This window comes from Streptomyces sp. NRRL B-24572, from assembly GCF_002156145.1.
In the GTDB taxonomy this organism is placed as follows: domain Bacteria; phylum Actinomycetota; class Actinomycetes; order Streptomycetales; family Streptomycetaceae; genus Streptomyces; species Streptomyces vietnamensis.
On sequence record NZ_MWIG01000552.1, the window covers coordinates 1 to 13,762 of the forward strand.

General features: G+C 72.8%; 17 protein-coding genes and 1 riboswitch. Of the genes, 5 read left to right on the plus strand and 12 right to left on the minus strand.

Annotation, left to right across the window (positions count from 1 at the left end; all coding sequences use genetic code 11):
* The 8 genes from CCN56_RS29510 to bioB all read right to left on the minus strand — a co-directional run.
* The coding region (locus CCN56_RS29510; protein ID WP_086831009.1) for a hemolysin family protein at positions 1-773 on the minus strand (773 nt) is incomplete at its 3' end.
* On the minus strand, positions 770-2,119 hold the full coding sequence (locus tag CCN56_RS29515) for a hemolysin family protein (protein WP_086831010.1): 1,350 nt from the start codon (positions 2,117-2,119) through the stop codon (positions 770-772). The genes CCN56_RS29515 and CCN56_RS29510, both read right to left, overlap by 4 nt.
* Before the next feature lie 172 nt (positions 2,120-2,291).
* The gene (locus CCN56_RS29520) at positions 2,292-2,720 is read right to left on the minus strand and encodes a GNAT family N-acetyltransferase (RefSeq protein WP_086831011.1); all 429 of its coding nucleotides are present in this window, start codon (positions 2,718-2,720) and stop codon (positions 2,292-2,294) included.
* Between the two features lie 41 nt (positions 2,721-2,761).
* The gene (locus CCN56_RS29525) at positions 2,762-3,415 is read right to left on the minus strand and encodes a class I SAM-dependent methyltransferase (RefSeq protein ID WP_086831020.1); all 654 of its coding nucleotides are present in this window, start codon (positions 3,413-3,415) and stop codon (positions 2,762-2,764) included.
* A 10-nt stretch (positions 3,416-3,425) separates the two neighbouring features.
* Entirely contained in the window at positions 3,426-3,770 is a 345-nt protein-coding gene (locus tag CCN56_RS29530) for a VOC family protein (RefSeq protein WP_086831012.1), read from the minus strand.
* Positions 3,771-3,943: 173 nt separating this feature from the next.
* Positions 3,944-4,675, minus strand: coding sequence for a dethiobiotin synthase (gene bioD / locus CCN56_RS29535; protein ID WP_086831013.1), 732 nt, complete (start codon positions 4,673-4,675; stop codon positions 3,944-3,946).
* 96 nt (positions 4,676-4,771) lie between these two features.
* Positions 4,772-6,052 carry an adenosylmethionine--8-amino-7-oxononanoate transaminase gene (locus CCN56_RS29540; RefSeq protein WP_086831014.1) on the minus strand — a complete coding sequence of 427 codons (1,281 nt, stop codon included), beginning with the start codon at positions 6,050-6,052 and terminating at the stop codon, positions 4,772-4,774.
* Entirely contained in the window at positions 6,045-7,283 is a 1,239-nt protein-coding gene (bioB, locus tag CCN56_RS29545; RefSeq protein WP_086831015.1) for a biotin synthase BioB, read from the minus strand. Before bioB ends, CCN56_RS29540 begins: the two co-directional genes overlap by 8 nt.
* A gap of 143 nt (positions 7,284-7,426) precedes the next feature.
* Between bioB and CCN56_RS29550 the strand changes: the two genes are divergently transcribed.
* Together CCN56_RS29550 and CCN56_RS29555 are read left to right on the plus strand one after the other, a co-directional pair.
* Complete coding sequence (locus tag CCN56_RS29550) at positions 7,427-8,677, plus strand: 8-amino-7-oxononanoate synthase (RefSeq protein WP_256962230.1); 1,251 nt, start codon at positions 7,427-7,429, stop codon at positions 8,675-8,677.
* A 211-nt stretch (positions 8,678-8,888) separates the two neighbouring features.
* Positions 8,889-9,326: an ATP-binding protein gene (locus tag CCN56_RS29555; RefSeq protein WP_086831016.1), complete on the plus strand. Its 438-nt coding sequence runs from the start codon at positions 8,889-8,891 to the stop codon at positions 9,324-9,326.
* 67 nt (positions 9,327-9,393) lie between these two features.
* Here the strand turns inward: CCN56_RS29555 and CCN56_RS29560 are convergent, their stop codons facing one another.
* The 3 genes from CCN56_RS29560 to CCN56_RS29570 all read right to left on the minus strand — a co-directional run bounded on the left by CCN56_RS29560 (position 9,394) and on the right by CCN56_RS29570 (position 11,327).
* A complete protein-coding gene (locus tag CCN56_RS29560) occupies positions 9,394-9,870 on the minus strand; it encodes a C40 family peptidase (protein WP_041128055.1) in 477 nt (158 codons plus the stop codon).
* A gap of 2 nt (positions 9,871-9,872) precedes the next feature.
* Positions 9,873-9,996: riboswitch (cyclic di-AMP (ydaO/yuaA leader) on the minus strand.
* A gap of 400 nt (positions 9,997-10,396) precedes the next feature.
* Positions 10,397-10,702: a hypothetical protein gene (locus CCN56_RS29565; protein ID WP_041128054.1), complete on the minus strand. Its 306-nt coding sequence runs from the start codon at positions 10,700-10,702 to the stop codon at positions 10,397-10,399.
* A gap of 7 nt (positions 10,703-10,709) precedes the next feature.
* Entirely contained in the window at positions 10,710-11,327 is a 618-nt protein-coding gene (locus tag CCN56_RS29570; protein ID WP_086831017.1) for an ATP-dependent Clp protease proteolytic subunit, read from the minus strand.
* Between the two features lie 63 nt (positions 11,328-11,390).
* On the opposite strand from CCN56_RS29570, the gene CCN56_RS29575 reads away from it, so the two are divergent.
* A complete protein-coding gene (locus CCN56_RS29575) occupies positions 11,391-11,669 on the plus strand; it encodes a type II toxin-antitoxin system Phd/YefM family antitoxin (protein ID WP_041128052.1) in 279 nt (92 codons plus the stop codon).
* A gap of 91 nt (positions 11,670-11,760) precedes the next feature.
* Here the strand turns inward: CCN56_RS29575 and CCN56_RS29580 are convergent, their stop codons facing one another.
* On the minus strand, positions 11,761-12,756 hold the full coding sequence (locus CCN56_RS29580) for a hypothetical protein (protein WP_086831018.1): 996 nt from the start codon (positions 12,754-12,756) through the stop codon (positions 11,761-11,763).
* 104 nt (positions 12,757-12,860) lie between these two features.
* Between CCN56_RS29580 and CCN56_RS29585 the strand changes: the two genes are divergently transcribed.
* The gene (locus CCN56_RS29585) at positions 12,861-13,493 is read left to right on the plus strand and encodes a TetR/AcrR family transcriptional regulator (protein WP_086831019.1); all 633 of its coding nucleotides are present in this window, start codon (positions 12,861-12,863) and stop codon (positions 13,491-13,493) included.
* A 164-nt stretch (positions 13,494-13,657) separates the two neighbouring features.
* Positions 13,658-13,762 (plus strand): urease subunit gamma (locus CCN56_RS29590; protein ID WP_143664658.1); only part of this gene is annotated, 105 nt, incomplete at its 3' end.

The following is a 13,762-nucleotide window of genomic DNA, read 5'->3' on the forward strand; positions in this document are numbered from 1 at the left end:
CGGCGCTCGGCGTCGAGCACCGGGAAGCGGGAGAACCCGGTCCGCGCGGACAGTGCCTCCAGCTCCTCGGGAGTGGTGCCGACCTGTGCGTACACCACCTTCTCCGCCGGCATCACGACGTCCCGCACGGGACGCCGGCCCAGTTCGAGGGCGTCGCGGAGCCGCTCGGCGGCCCGGCCGTCCAGGAGACCCGCGTCGCCCGCGTCGGTGACCATGCGCGCCAGCTCGTCGTCCGAGAAGGTCGCCGAGACCTCGTTCTTGACCTCCACCCGCAACAGCTTGAGCAGGGTGTTGGCGAAGGCGTTGATCGCGAAGATCACCGGACGCAGCGCCCGCGCGAGCGTCACCAGGGGAGGCCCGAGCAGCAGCGCGGAGCGCGTCGGATCGGCCAGCGCGATGTTCTTCGGCACCATCTCGCCGAGCAGCATGTGCAGGTACGTCGCCAGGGCCAGCGCGATCACGAACGAGATCGTGGCGGCCACGCCGTGCGGCACGCCGACCGCGTCGAAGACCGGTTCGAGCAGGTGTTCGATGGCCGGTTCGGCGACGATGCCGAGGACCAGGGTGCAGAGCGTGATGCCGAGCTGCGCCGCCGCGAGCATCGCGGAGACGTGCTCCAGGCCCCAGATGACGCTGCGCGCCCGCCGGTTCCCGGAGTCGGCCAGGGGTTCGATCTGGCTGCGGCGGACCGAGATCAGGGCGAACTCGGCGCCGACGAAGAAGGCGTTGACGACCAGCGTGAGCAGACCGATCAACAGCTGGACCGCGATCATCGGCCGGCCTCCCCGGACTCGTCCGTGTCATGCGGGGCGGGGCGCGCGGGGGCGTGCAGGAGTACGTGCGCGGCGCGCCGGCCGGAGGCGTCGACGACGTCGAGCCGCCAGCCGGCGAGCTCCACGCTGTCGCCCGAGGCGGGGATGCGGCCGAGCTCGGTCGCGAGGACGCCCGCGAGCGTCTCGTACGGGCCGTCCGGCACCCGCAGGCCGATCGCGGCCAGCTGGTCCGTACGGGCGGCGCCGTCGGCGGACCACAGCTCGCGCCCGTCCGCGTCCTCGCCGGCCCGTGCCAGGTCCGGCGTCTCGTGCGGGTCGTGCTCGTCGCGCACCTCGCCGACGACCTCCTCGACGATGTCCTCCAGGGTGGCGACCCCGGCCGTGCCGCCGTACTCGTCGATGACGACGGCCATCGTCTGTCTGCCCGACAGGCGGTCGAGCAGCCGGTCCACGGTGAGCGTCTCGGGGACGAGCAGCGGTTCGCGGAGCATCTCGCCGATCCGGCGGCGGGGCCGCTCCTCGGCCGGTATCGCGAGCACGTCCTTGATGTGGGCGATGCCGACGACCGCGTCGAGGCTGCCCCGGTAGACGGGGAAGCGGGACAGGCCGGTCGCGCGGGTCGCGTTGGCGACGTCCTCGGCGGTGGCCTGCACCTCCAGGGCGGTGACCTGCACGCGGGGCGTCATCACGTTCTCCGCGGTCAGCTCCGCCAGGTTGAGGGTACGGACGAACAGCTCGGCCGTGTCCGCCTCCAGGGCGCCCTCCTTCGCGGAGTGCCGGGCGAGCGCCACCAGCTCCTGCGGGGAGCGCGCGGAGGCGAGCTCCTCGGTCGGCTCCAGGCCGAGGCGGCGCAGGATCCGGTTCGCCGTGTTGTTGAGATGGCTGATGAACGGCTTGAAGGCGGCCGTGAACACGCGCTGCGGGGTGCCCACCACCTTCGCGACGGCGAGCGGCGAGGAGATCGCCCAGTTCTTGGGGACGAGCTCGCCGACGACCATCAGGACGACGGTGGACAGGGCGGTGCCCAGGGCGAGGGCGACCGAGGAGGCCGCCGAGGACGAGAGTCCCATCGACTCCAGGGGGCCGCTGATCAGCTTGGCGATCGAGGGCTCGGAGAGCATGCCGACGACCAGGTTGGTCACGGTGATGCCCAGCTGGGCGCCGGAGAGCTGGAAGGTGAGGGAGCGGACGGCCTTGAGCGCGCCCGCCGCCCCCCGCTCGCCGCGCTCCACGGCCGCTTCGAGCTCGCCGCGCTCGACCGTGGTCAGCGAGAACTCGGCCGCGACGAACGCGCCGCACGCGAGAGCGAGCAGCAGCGCCACCACGAGCAGAAGCACTTCGGTCATCGGTTCACCTCCGTCCCATGATCAGTCAGCGGGAGAGGGATCGCTCGATGTCGATGGTCGGAACCAGCGCTACTGGGAGGCTCGCCCATGGGTGGACGCTCACACCTTTCGGTCGTCGGGACGAGACACCATGGTAAAGGGTCGGCAAAGTGGCGTGATGGTCGCCCCGTACTCACGCGGGGAACGGCTTCACCCACCGGCGCCACTGCTCCTGCCGCTCGTACCCCGCGGCCCCCCACGCGGCGTGCGCCGTCTCGTTCGCCACCAGGACCATCGCGTCCGCACGACGTCCGCCGAGCGAGGCGAAACGGTCCTCCGCCGCGCGCAGGAGCGCGGTCGAGATGCCCTGCCGACGGTGCGAGGGCAGCACCGCGAGCCGGTAGAGCGAGGCCCGCCAGCCGTCCCAGCCGGCGATCACGGATCCCACGATCCGCCCGTCGGGCAGCGTGGCCAGGAGCAGCGCCTCCGGATCGCGCTCCAGGAGCCGGGTCACCCCGTGCACGTCGTCGGAGATGGAGGTGCCCTCGGCGGCCTCCCGCCAGAAGGCGAGGACGGCCTCTGCCTCGTCGGTCACGGCGGCGCGAATCTTCACATCGATCATGGCCGAATCCCATCAGGCGACACGGCGACCGTGCCAGGGGTTTACCGCCGGGCCGTGCCCAGGACGCAGGGGGAGGACGGCAGCCGCGGACCTTGCTCCGGTACGTCGAAGGAGCGGTACGAGACGAGGCCGAAGCCCGCCGCCTCGATCGCCGAGAGCGGGGCGCGGGAGGTGTGGCACCCGCCGAACAGCAGCGGCCAGACCGTGCGGTCCAGGCCCCGCTGCACCCGCGCGAGCCCCGGCGTGTCCGCCGCCCCGTGCTCGAAGAACCGCAGCTCACCGCCCGGGCGCAGGACCCGCCGCGCCTCGGCGAGGGCCGCCGGCACGTCCCGTACGGTGCACAGCACCAGAGAGGCCACCGCCGCGTCGAAGGAGCCGTCCGGCCCCGGCAGTGCCTCGGCCGTGCCCGGCAGCACGGTCACCGGGACGGGGGCCCGGCGCGCGGCCTCCTCGGCGAGCCGGCGCAGGTGCGCCTCCGGTTCGACGGCCACGACCTCGGTGACCCCGGCCGGGTAGTGCGCGAAGTTCAGGCCGTTCCCCGCCCCGATCTCGACGACCCGGCCGGAGAGCCCGGCGAGCAGCTCCGTCCGCAGCGCGCCGAGCCCGCCCCGCGTGTCGGCCGAGGCGCTGAACCGGGCGTAGAAACGGGCGAACAGGGGGTGGTGGACACGAGGAGGCGAGCCGGGGCGCGTCATCGTCGTCACCTCATCCCGTCACGAAGCAGAACTCGTTGCCCTCCGGGTCCCGCATGACCTGGAAGGAACCCTGCTCGTCGGTGACGAGCCCGCCGACCGTGACCGCCCCGAGCGGCAGCGCCTCCTCGGCGGCCCGCGCCGGATCCGCCACCTCCACGTCGAGGTGGAGCCGGTTCTTCACGGCCTTGCCCTCCGGCACCCGCTGGAAGGCGATCCGTACGAACTCCGGCGGATCCACGTACGACCAGTCGGCGCTCCGGTCGACGGGCTCGCCGCCGAGGAGCCCGGCCCAGAAGCGGACGAGCGCCGCCGGGGCGGCGCAGTCGAAGACGATCTCCTGAACGTGTGCGCGCATACGGTCAGCCTACGGAGACGGGGGCGGCCTGCGCCCCCGCGCGCATCGTCCGGCGCCGGACGCCGTCGGTGTCCTCGCGCAGACCGTCAGCGTACGAAGACGGTGGCGCCGGCGTCCCCGCGCAGACCGTCAGCGTATGGAGACGGTGGCGTCTGCGCCCCTCCCGCAGACCGTCAGCGTGCGAAGGCCGGGGGCGCCTGCGCCCCCGCGAACGCCTCCGCGTCCCAGGTGCCGCCGAGCTCAGGAGCCAGCCAGCCGCCAGCCGCCGCCCGGAACGCCGCCGGGTCCAGCGCCCCCGCACCCTCCGGTACGGCCCCGAGCAGCGGAGCGCCCGCCTCGTCCGGCAGGTCCGCGAGGTTGCAGCGCGCCGCCAGGTCCGGCGCGTCCGGCCAGCTGCCGACGACCACGCCGAGCTGCTCGATCCCGCGCGCCCGCAGTGCCTCGGCGGTCAGGGCCGTCGGGTTGAGCGTCCCCAGGCCGGCCGGGACCACCACCAGGACCGGCGCGCCGAGCAACGCGGCCGCGTCGGCGAGCGTGCCGCCCTCCTCGTCGAAGCGGACGAGCAGCCCGCCCGCCCCCTCCACGAGCACCAGGTCGTGGTCGGCGGCCAGCTTCCGGGCGGCCTCCGCGACCTCCCGGGGCCCGACCGGGGAGAGCCCGGCCCGCCGGGCGGCCGTTCCGGGGGCCAGCGGCTCCGGGAAACGGCCCAGCTCGGCGGAGGTGGCGGCGCCGGAGAGCCGTACGACCTCGTCCGCGTCGCCCTGCTCGTCCGGGCCGACGCCGGTCTGGGCGGGCTTCAGGACGGCGACGGACTTTCCGGCGGCGGTGGCGATGGCGGCGACTGCCGCGGTGACGACGGTCTTGCCGATCTCCGTGCCGGTGCCGGTCACGACGATGACGGTCATGGGGTGTCCTTCCTTGTTCGGTGCGGCTCGCACGGGTGCGGGTTCGGGCGCGGGAGCCCGGGCACAACGGGGGCGCCCCCCCCCGCCACGACGGCGTCAGCCCGCCTGCGCCGCCGCCCTCACCGCCGTGCAGATGCGGGCCAGGTCCTCGTCGCCCGTCACGTACGGCGGCATCGTGTAGATCAGGTCGCGGAACGGGCGCAGCCACACGCCCGCCCGGACCGCGGCCTCCGTGGCCGCGGCCATGTCGACGTCGTGGTCGAGCTGGACGACGCCGATGGCGCCGAGCACCCGCACCTCGCGCACACCGGGGAGTTCCGCGGCGGGGGCGAGCCCCTCGCGGAGTCCCGTCTCGATGCGCTTGACCTCCAGCGCCCAGTCCTGGGACATCAGCAGGTCGATCGACGCGCAGGCCACCGCCGAGGCCAGCGGATTGCCCATGAAGGTCGGCCCGTGCGCCAGGACGGGAACCTCGCCGCGCGAGATGCCCTCGGCGATCTCCGTCGTGCAGAGCGTGGCCGCCATCGACAGGTAACCGCCCGTCAGCGCCTTGCCCACGCACATCACATCGGGCGAGATGCCGGCCTGGTCGGCGCCGAACAGCGTGCCCGTACGGCCGAAGCCGGTCGCGATCTCGTCGAAGACCAGGAGGACCCCGTGCTCGTCGCACGCCTCGCGGAGGACGCGCAGGTACTCGGGCGGGTGGAACCGCATCCCGCCCGCGTTCTGCACCACCGGCTCCACGATCACCGCGGCGACCTCGTCCGCGTGGAGAGCGATCTGCTCCCGCAGCATCCGGGCGTACGACTCCTCGTACGTGACCGGCGGCGCGTCGACGAAGACCTGGCGCTGGAGCACCCCCGACCACAGCTCGTGCATCCCGCCCTCGGGGTCGCACAGGGACATCGGCTGCCAGGTGTCCCCGTGGTAGCCGCCGCGCCAGGTCATCAGGAGCTGCTTGCCGGGCCGGCCCACCGAGCGCCAGTACTGCAGACACATCTTGGCCGCGACCTCGACGGAGACCGAGCCGGAGTCGCTGAGGAAGACGTGCTGGAGCGGTTCCGGGGTGATCTCGACCAGCCGGGTGGCGAGCCGGACGGCCGGCTCGTGGGTGAGACCGCCGAACATGACGTGGCTCATCCGGCCCAGCTGGTCGTGCGCCGCCTCGTTGAGAACGGGGTGGTTGTAGCCGTGCAGCGCCGACCACCACGAGGACATGCCGTCGATCAACTCGGCCTGGCCGTGCACGGGTTCGGCGAGCCGGAGACGTACACCGGACGCCGACTCGACGACCAGCGGCTCCGTACGGCCCGGCATGGGGCCGTACGGATGCCAGACGTGGGCCCGGTCCAGGGCGAGGAGTTCGTCGTTACGCATTCGGCGCGAGGTCCGTTCCGGCGCCCCGGCGGCGCACGGCCACCAGGTCGGTGCGGGCCTCGTTCACACGGGGCTCCTCGGCCGCGGGCGCCGTGTGACCGCCGCAGGGGCCGCAGCCGGCGCCCTCCTCCGCGTGCGAGCCGCAGCCGGCCGCGGCCTCCGAGCCACAGCCCGCCGAGGCCGTCGAGCCGCAGCCGCCCGTCGCGCCCGCCGCCGCGAGCGCGTCCGCACGGTGCTTCGGCAGGGTGGTCGTGCCCGCGCCCTCCACCTCGAAGCCCGCGTCCGCGATCATGTCCAGGTCGGCCTGGCCGGCCTGGCCCTCGCTGGTCAGGTAGTCGCCGAGGAAGATCGAGTTCGCGATGTTCAGGGCCAGCGGCTGCATCGAGCGCAGGTGCACCTCGCGGCCGCCGGCGATCCGCACCTCGACGTCGGGGCAGACGAACCGGACCATCGCGAGGATCCGCAGGCAGCGCTGCGGGGTGAGGTTCCACTCCTTGGCGAGCGGGGTGCCCTCGAAGGGGATCAGGAAGTTGACCGGAACCGAGTCGGAGTCGAGCTCGCGCAGCGCGTAGACGACGTCGACCAGGTCCTCGTCGCTCTCGCCCATGCCCGCGATCAGACCCGAGCAGGCCGACAGACCGGCGGCGTGCGCCTTCTGCACGGTGTCCACGCGGTCCGCGTAGGTGTGGGTCTTGGTGATGTCCCCGTACGTCGCCTCGGACGTGTTCAGGTTGTGGTTGTACGCGTCGGCGCCGGCCTCCCGCAGCCGCTCCGCCTGGCCGTCGGAGAGCAGACCGAGGCAGGCGCACACCTCGACGCCCTCGTTCTGCTCCTTGATCGCCTCGATCGTCTTCCCGACGCGCTCCACGTCCCGGTCCGTCGGGCCGCGGCCGCTGGCCACCAGGCAGACCCGCTTGGCGCCGCCCGCGACACCCGCCGCCGCGGCCTGCGAGGCCTCGTCCGGCTTCAGCCAGGTGTACTTGAGGATCTCGGCCTTCGAGCCGAGCCGCTGCGAGCAGTACGAGCAGTCCTCGGGGCACAGGCCGGACTTCAGGTTGACCAGGTAGTTGAGCTTCACCCGGCGCCCGAACCACTGACGGCGCACCTTGCCGGCCGCCGCCACCACATCGAGCAGTTCGTCGTCGGAGGTCGCCAGCACGGCGAGCGCTTCTTCACGGGTCGGCAGCTCGCGCCGCAGCCCCTTCTCCACCAGCGTGTTCAGCAGGTCCATAACCGCTGATCCTTGCTTACCGCCCACCCCCGGGCCAAGGAGGATCCGAACAAACGCCCCCGATAGAGGTGTGTGGATGACCACACCCCGACCTCGGCATCCTGCGGTTAGGGTCTGTGCGCTGCCTACAAAAGGATCGCCGCATGCCACAGGCCGACGAGACCCGACTGGCCGAGGACGCACGCGCCGCGGGCGCCGACGACGGACGGGCCACGGGCCCGAGCGCCGACGACCTGCGGGCCGCGGGCCCGCGCCGTACCGCCTTCGACTGGACCGACGCCGAGGCGCGCCGCCGGGCCGAGGCCGGTCTCGTCCGGACGCTGCGGCCCCGGGCGGCCGAGTCGGACCTCCTGGACCTGGCGAGCAACGACTACCTGGGCCTCACCCGCCGCTCCGAGGTCACCGAGGCTGCGGCCGAGGCGGCCAGGCGCTGGGGCGCCGGCTCCACCGGCTCGCGGCTCGTCACCGGCACCACCCGGCTGCACACCCGCCTGGAGCGCGAACTCGCCGAGTTCTGCGGTTTCGAGGCGGCCCTCGTCTTCTCCTCCGGCTACACCGCCAACCTCGCCGCGCTGACCGCGCTCGGCGGCCGGGACTCCCTGATCGTCTCCGACGCCTCCAACCACGCCTCGATCGTGGACGGCTGCCGGCTCGCGCGCGCCGAGGCCGCCGTCGTCCCGCACACCGACCCCGAGGCCGTCGCCAAGACCCTGGACGCGCACCCGGGGCGCCGGGCCCTGGTCGTCAGCGACTCCGTCTTCTCCGTCGACGGCGACAAGGCCCCGCTCCGTGAGCTCGCCGAGGCCTGCCGGGCGCACGGCGCCGGGCTCGTCGTCGACGACGCCCACGGCTTCGGCGTCCTCGGCGACGGCGGCCGGGGCGCCCTGCACGAGGCGGGACTGGCGGGCGACGAGGACGTCGTCGCCACCCTCACCCTCTCCAAGTCCCTCGGCAGCCAGGGCGGTGCCGTCCTCGGCCCGGCCCGGGTCATCGAGCACCTGGTGAACGCGGCCCGCACCTTCATCTTCGACACCGGGCTCGCCCCGGCCGCCGCCGGCGGTGCGCTCGCGAGCCTGCGGCTGATCGCGGCCGAACCGGGCCTCGCCGAGCGGGCCCGTACCGTCGCCACCACCCTCCACCGGCTGCTCACGGACGCCGGACTCACCGCGGCCCGGCCCGACGCGGCCGTCGTCTCCGTGCACGCGCCCTCCCCGGAGGCGGCGCTGTGCTGGGCGGCGGACTGCCGCGAACAGGGCCTGGCGGTCGGCTGCTTCCGGCCCCCGTCCGTCCCCGACGGCATCTCGCGACTGCGCCTCACGGCCCGGGCCGATCTGACGGACGCGGAGATCGGGCGCGCGGTGGAAACGATCCTGCGGACCGCACCGAAGGACTGACGGAGGTCTGGCGGAGGTCCGACGGGCCGTCGCGGGTCTGACGGACCGTCGGGAGGCCCAAGGGCGTTCCCGGGCAGCAGAGTTCACCGCTTCGGGCGACAGATGGGGACATATCTTGGTGGAACGCCTGCCGGGGCGGCACGATCGGTGGCACTCTGACGCGAAGCGCGATCCGGGGCGGAAGCCCCGGCGGGAAAGGGACAGCGTCGCCATGGCAGACCATCAGGAAGCATCCGTCACTCTGCCGAGCGATCCCGCGTCGGTCCCCACGGCCCGGCGGTACGTCGCCGAGGTCCTCGACGGCTGGGGTCTCGACGGCGCCGACGACCTGGCGGACGCGATCCGCCTGATGGTCTCGGAACTGGCCACCAACGCCGTCCTGCACACCTTCGGGCAGTCGCCCACCTTCACGGTCGACGTCCGCCTGGAGCGCGAGGAGCGCCTCCACATCGGCGTCACCGACAGCCACCCGCGCTGGCCCCGCCGGCTCCCGGCGGCGGTCCAGCAGGACAACGGCCGGGGCATGGTCATCATCCGCTCCCTGGCGGCGGAGGCGGGCGGCCGCCTCTCGGTCACTCCGACCGAGGAGGGCGGCAAGACGGTCTGGATCACCCTGCCGTGGACCCCGACGGCCGCCTCGTACGTCTAGGAAGTCCCGGCGCAGGGGTGCGGCGGCGCCACCGCACCCCTGGGGCGGGGTCAGTGCCCGGCGGGCGTCATCGGACGCGGCCGTAGTAGACCTTCGACGTCCAGATCCTGTCGAGCTTCACCCAGGATCCCGTCTTGGGCGAGTGCCAGATCTTGCCGCTGCCGGCGTAGATGCCCACGTGGTAGACGCTTCCGCCGGAGTGGAAGAAGACCAGGTCCCCCTTCTGTCTGCTGGACGCGGAGATGTGCCGGGTCTTGTTGTACTGCTGCTGCGCGGTGCGGGGCAGTGACTTGCCCGCCTGTTTGTACGCGTAGAGCGTCAGACCGGAGCAGTCGAACCTGGAGGGTCCGGCGCTTCCGTACCGGTACGGGGCTCCCTTCTTGGACGCGGCGACGCTCAGTGCCTTGTTCGCGTATGTGGTGGCTGCCTGGGCCTCGGGTGCCGCGCCTGGTGCGAGCAACGTGCCGCCGACGGCGGCGAGGGTGAGAGCCGAGACGGCTCCGGCCCGGGACAGCAGGGACGGGACGTGCATCTGCGCAGTCATGCGCAACCCTTCGTCAGCCGCCTGCGAAGGATGACCTGTCGGGTTCGGACTGGCGAAGATGCCCGGCCGCGGCTGCGGCTTCACCCCAAGGGACGGCCCCGCTGCGAGAAACAGCGCGTACGTCCCGTACTGCTCGGGTCCTCCACTCCTGCCGATCCACTCCTGTCGACCAGACGTCCGGGACAGCGGCAGGACTCGGCGTCCGCCCGGACCGCCCCGCCTCGGATGGCGGGGGCTTGTCGTCGACAGGGATCTTGACCCACACCCAGGGCGAAAACCGAGCTGAAACGGCGATATGTGAGGCTCCTCACGACTGATCCATTCGGGTGGACAGGCTGCTTTCGTGATCGCCACGGGTTTGGCCTGCGAGCCCCGCACCAGCGGTGGAACGTCCCATTCCGCCAGATGTGTACACCTGTTGCGCAACTCACCCGACGCATATGTCGACTCATCGACTACGCCGAACGAGGGAGCGGTTCTGCGATCCGTGTCGGCCGTCCGGACCTCGACACGACATGCCGGAATGTCAACTCGCCCGTGCGCGGGGGACGGTGACGCGGTCGGCGCGGCGCTCACCGTCCAACACCCTCAGGGCGCGCGCCAGGGTGTCCGCGTGCACCTCGCTCTCGCCCCGCATATGCATGAGCGTCAGGGCTTCGCGCAGCGCCTCCGCGCGTCCCACCAGGGCCTGTGCCGCGCGCAGCGCCCCATAGGTATGCGTACCCCTGGATGGGTTGATCTTCCCAAGGAGGTCGACGACTTCGAGGTAGGCATCGATCAACTCGCCCTCGGCCCGCGTCAGTGCGGGCAGCGGCGGCAGCTCGGGCACCACGGCCGGCTCACCGCGCCGCGCCGGCGTCGCGCCGGCTCGTGATCACGTGGTCCACCAGGCCGTACGCGACGGCCGCCGGCGCGTCCAGGACGGTGAGGCGGTCGATGTCGGCGTCGACCCGCTCCCGGTCCTGCCCGGTGTACTCGGTGAGCATCCCGGCCACCAGGGCGCGCAGCCTGAGCAGTTCGCGCGCGTGGATGTCGAGGTCGCTCGGCTGCCCCTGGAGGGGCTCGTCCACGGCCGGCTGCCGGAGGGTGATCCGGGCGCCGGGGAGGACGGACCGCTTGCCGGGGGTGCCGGCGGCGAGCAGGACGGCGGCGGTGGACGCCGCCTGGCCCAGGCAGGTGGTCTCCACGTCGGAGGAGAGCGTCCGCATCGTGTCGTGGATCGCGGTCATGGCGCTGACGGAGCCGCCGGGGGAGTTGATGTAGAGCGCGATGTCCTGGCCGGGGGACGCGTGATCGAGGTGCAGGAACTGGGCGATGACGTCGTTGGCCGAGGTCTCGTCGATCGGTGTGCCAAGGAAGACGATCCGGGATTCGAGGAGCTTCGAGTACGGGTCGAGGGTGCGGGTTCCGAAGCTGGTCCGCTCCGTGAACTCGGGCAGAACGTAGCGGGCGTCCATGGCTGAGCACCTCCAGCTGTCTGTAAAAAATGTACAGGACGTACAGACCGTAAGATGAGGAGCATGACCTACGAGATCCCGGTGACGCAAGCGCGGGCTGAGCTCGCCGACCTCATCAACCGCGTCGTGTACGGCGGTGAGCGCGTCGTGGTCACCCGCCACGGGAAGCCGCTCGTCGCCCTGGTCTCCGCCGCTGATCTGGAAGAACTCGAGGCGGCGGAGAAGCCCGCCGACGAGCAGGTGGTCAGCTCCCTCTCCGGCCTCCACCCGGTCGACTCCGCTCCCGGCGAACAGCGCCGCTTCGGCATCGCCGCCCACCACCGCGAGCCCGGCACCTCCTGACCGCACGCTGACCGCACGCTGACCGCAAGCGAAAAGCCGCGTACCCCCGTCCGCTACGGCGGGGGTACGCGGCCGTTCTCGGGTGCGGGCCTCAGCCCACCGGCACCGGTGCGGGCTCCGTGGCGGGGGCCGCCTCCGCGCGGCGCCGCGCGCCGAACGCGGTCGCGGTCAGGCCCGCCACCGCCCAGAGGGAGAGGACGAGGAGCGGGCCGCCCGCGGCCGCGCCGTCGAAGGCGGAGACCGACCGCAGGGCCGAGCCCCCGGCGCCCGGCGGCAGCCACTGGCCGAGCGCGCCCACCCCGGTGGGCAGCAGCTCCGGCGCGCTCGACATCCCCGAGAACGCGTTGCCGAGCAGGATCGTCAGGACGGCCGCGAGCCCGAAGCCCGGCTTGCCGAGGAGCGTCGCGAGCCCCGCGAAGGCCGAGCCGATCGCGAGGACGGTCAGACCGAGGACCCCGGCCTCGGCCCACCAGTCACCGGCCAGCGCGCCCAGCCAGTTGTCGGCGAGCGCCGTACCCACAAGCCCCGCGAGCGTCGACGCGCCGGCCAGCGTCGCGACCGCCCGTGCCCCGGTCAGGCCGAGCAGGACGGTGACGGCCCCGGTGGCGGCCCCGACGATGGCGAGCGGCAGCAGGCTCGCCCCGAGCACGGCACCCCGGGGGTCGCCGGCCGGCGTGGCGACCACGTCGGTGACCGGGACCGGTGTCCCGGCCGGGGCCTGCGCGGCCACGGCCTCGCGCAACAGCCCGGCCACGACGGGGCTGCCCGCGGAGGCGGTGAGGAGCTCCGTACCGCGCGGGGTCACGACCACGGCTCCGTATACGTCGCGGTCCCCGATCGCGGTCCGGGCGGCCTCGGCGTCCTCGTACCGGTGGATCTCGAAGGCCCCCTCGTGCCGGCCGAGCTGCCGCTCGACCGCGTCGGCCGCGGCGGCGGGACCGGCCACGCCGATCGGCAGGTCGCGGGGTGCGATGCGCGCGGCGGGCCAGGCGAAGACCGCGAGGGCGAGGGCGGCGACGACCGGTATCAGTACGAGCACCGCGAGGGTTCTGCGTCCGGCTGCCGGCGGGGTGGTGGCGGCGGGCATGACGACCTCGATTCAAAGCGAAGGATCGTTCGTTTTACGTGAGCTCAGCGTGCTCCGCCGCCCGGAAGTTGTCAAGAATGAATATTCGTTTTAGGTTCGGGGGCATGGCACGTGTCTCCCAGGAACACCTCGACGCCCGCCGCCGCCAGATCCTCGACGGCGCGGCGCGCTGCTTCGCCCGCAACGGCTTCCACGCCACGTCCATGCAGGACGTGCTCGCCGAGGTGGGTCTCTCCGCGGGCGCGGTCTACCGCTACTTCCGCGGCAAGGAGGAGCTGATCGGGGCCATCGCGACCGAGGCCTTCGCCGGCATCAGGGGCGCCTTCGAGGAGGCGTCCCGCGCCACCCCGCCGCCCACGCCCGACGTCCTCCTCGGCGCGGTGTTCCGGCTCTTCCTGGAGGAGCGGATCGAGGGCGCCGACCGGCAGGCCTTCGCGCGCCTGATCATCCAGGTCTGGACGGAGACCCTGCGCAACGAGCGGCTGGCCGGGGCCCTCTCCGAGGGCTACGACGGGATGCGGGTCGCGTGGACGAGGCTCGTCACCGCCTACCGGGAGAACGGCCTCCTCCGCGCCGACGTCCCTTCCGACCATGTGGCACGCACCCTCATCGCCACCGCCCAGGGTTTCATCGCCCAGCAGGCGCTCTTCGGCGACGTGTCCGTCGAGGTCCTGGAGGACGGACTGCGTGGCTTGATGTCGATGTCCGTGCCGGAAGGTGACGCTCCGATCGGATGATCATGAGATCGCAAAGACGGAGTTAACGAGCCGGAAAAACTTCCGCCCTAACGTGCAATGTCTGGCCGCGCGGCACATCTCCGCAGTTCAACAGAGTGTTGACGGTCGGTAGGGTCCGCAGCTGTCCGGGTCCCGTCCCGGTCGACCGACTGTGAGGTGGAAGAGTGCAACTGAGCCCGCACGAGCAGGAACGCCTGCTCATCCATGTGGCGGCCGACGTGGCCGAGAAGCGCCGGGCCCGCGGTGTGCGGCTCAACCACCCCGAGGCC

What these genes read in the sequence shown, in the direction of transcription:
- CCN56_RS29515 (WP_086831010.1), bottom strand. Translation starts at nt 2,119, where the DNA reads ATGACCGAAGTGCTTCTGCTCGTGGTGGCGCTGCTGCTCGCTCTCGCG.
- CCN56_RS29520 (WP_086831011.1), bottom strand. Translation starts at nt 2,720, where the DNA reads ATGATCGATGTGAAGATTCGCGCCGCCGTGACCGACGAGGCAGAGGCC.
- CCN56_RS29525 (WP_086831020.1), bottom strand. Translation starts at nt 3,415, where the DNA reads ATGACGCGCCCCGGCTCGCCTCCTCGTGTCCACCACCCCCTGTTCGCC.
- CCN56_RS29530 (WP_086831012.1), bottom strand. Translation starts at nt 3,770, where the DNA reads ATGCGCGCACACGTTCAGGAGATCGTCTTCGACTGCGCCGCCCCGGCG.
- bioD (WP_086831013.1), bottom strand. Translation starts at nt 4,675, where the DNA reads ATGACCGTCATCGTCGTGACCGGCACCGGCACGGAGATCGGCAAGACC.
- CCN56_RS29540 (WP_086831014.1), bottom strand. Translation starts at nt 6,052, where the DNA reads ATGCGTAACGACGAACTCCTCGCCCTGGACCGGGCCCACGTCTGGCAT.
- bioB (WP_086831015.1), bottom strand. Translation starts at nt 7,283, where the DNA reads ATGGACCTGCTGAACACGCTGGTGGAGAAGGGGCTGCGGCGCGAGCTG.
- CCN56_RS29550 (WP_256962230.1), top strand. Translation starts at nt 7,427, where the DNA reads ATGCCACAGGCCGACGAGACCCGACTGGCCGAGGACGCACGCGCCGCG.
- CCN56_RS29555 (WP_086831016.1), top strand. Translation starts at nt 8,889, where the DNA reads ATGGCAGACCATCAGGAAGCATCCGTCACTCTGCCGAGCGATCCCGCG.
- CCN56_RS29560 (WP_041128055.1), bottom strand. Translation starts at nt 9,870, where the DNA reads ATGACTGCGCAGATGCACGTCCCGTCCCTGCTGTCCCGGGCCGGAGCC.
- CCN56_RS29570 (WP_086831017.1), bottom strand. Translation starts at nt 11,327, where the DNA reads ATGGACGCCCGCTACGTTCTGCCCGAGTTCACGGAGCGGACCAGCTTC.
- CCN56_RS29575 (WP_041128052.1), top strand. Translation starts at nt 11,391, where the DNA reads ATGACCTACGAGATCCCGGTGACGCAAGCGCGGGCTGAGCTCGCCGAC.
- CCN56_RS29580 (WP_086831018.1), bottom strand. Translation starts at nt 12,756, where the DNA reads ATGCCCGCCGCCACCACCCCGCCGGCAGCCGGACGCAGAACCCTCGCG.
- CCN56_RS29585 (WP_086831019.1), top strand. Translation starts at nt 12,861, where the DNA reads ATGGCACGTGTCTCCCAGGAACACCTCGACGCCCGCCGCCGCCAGATC.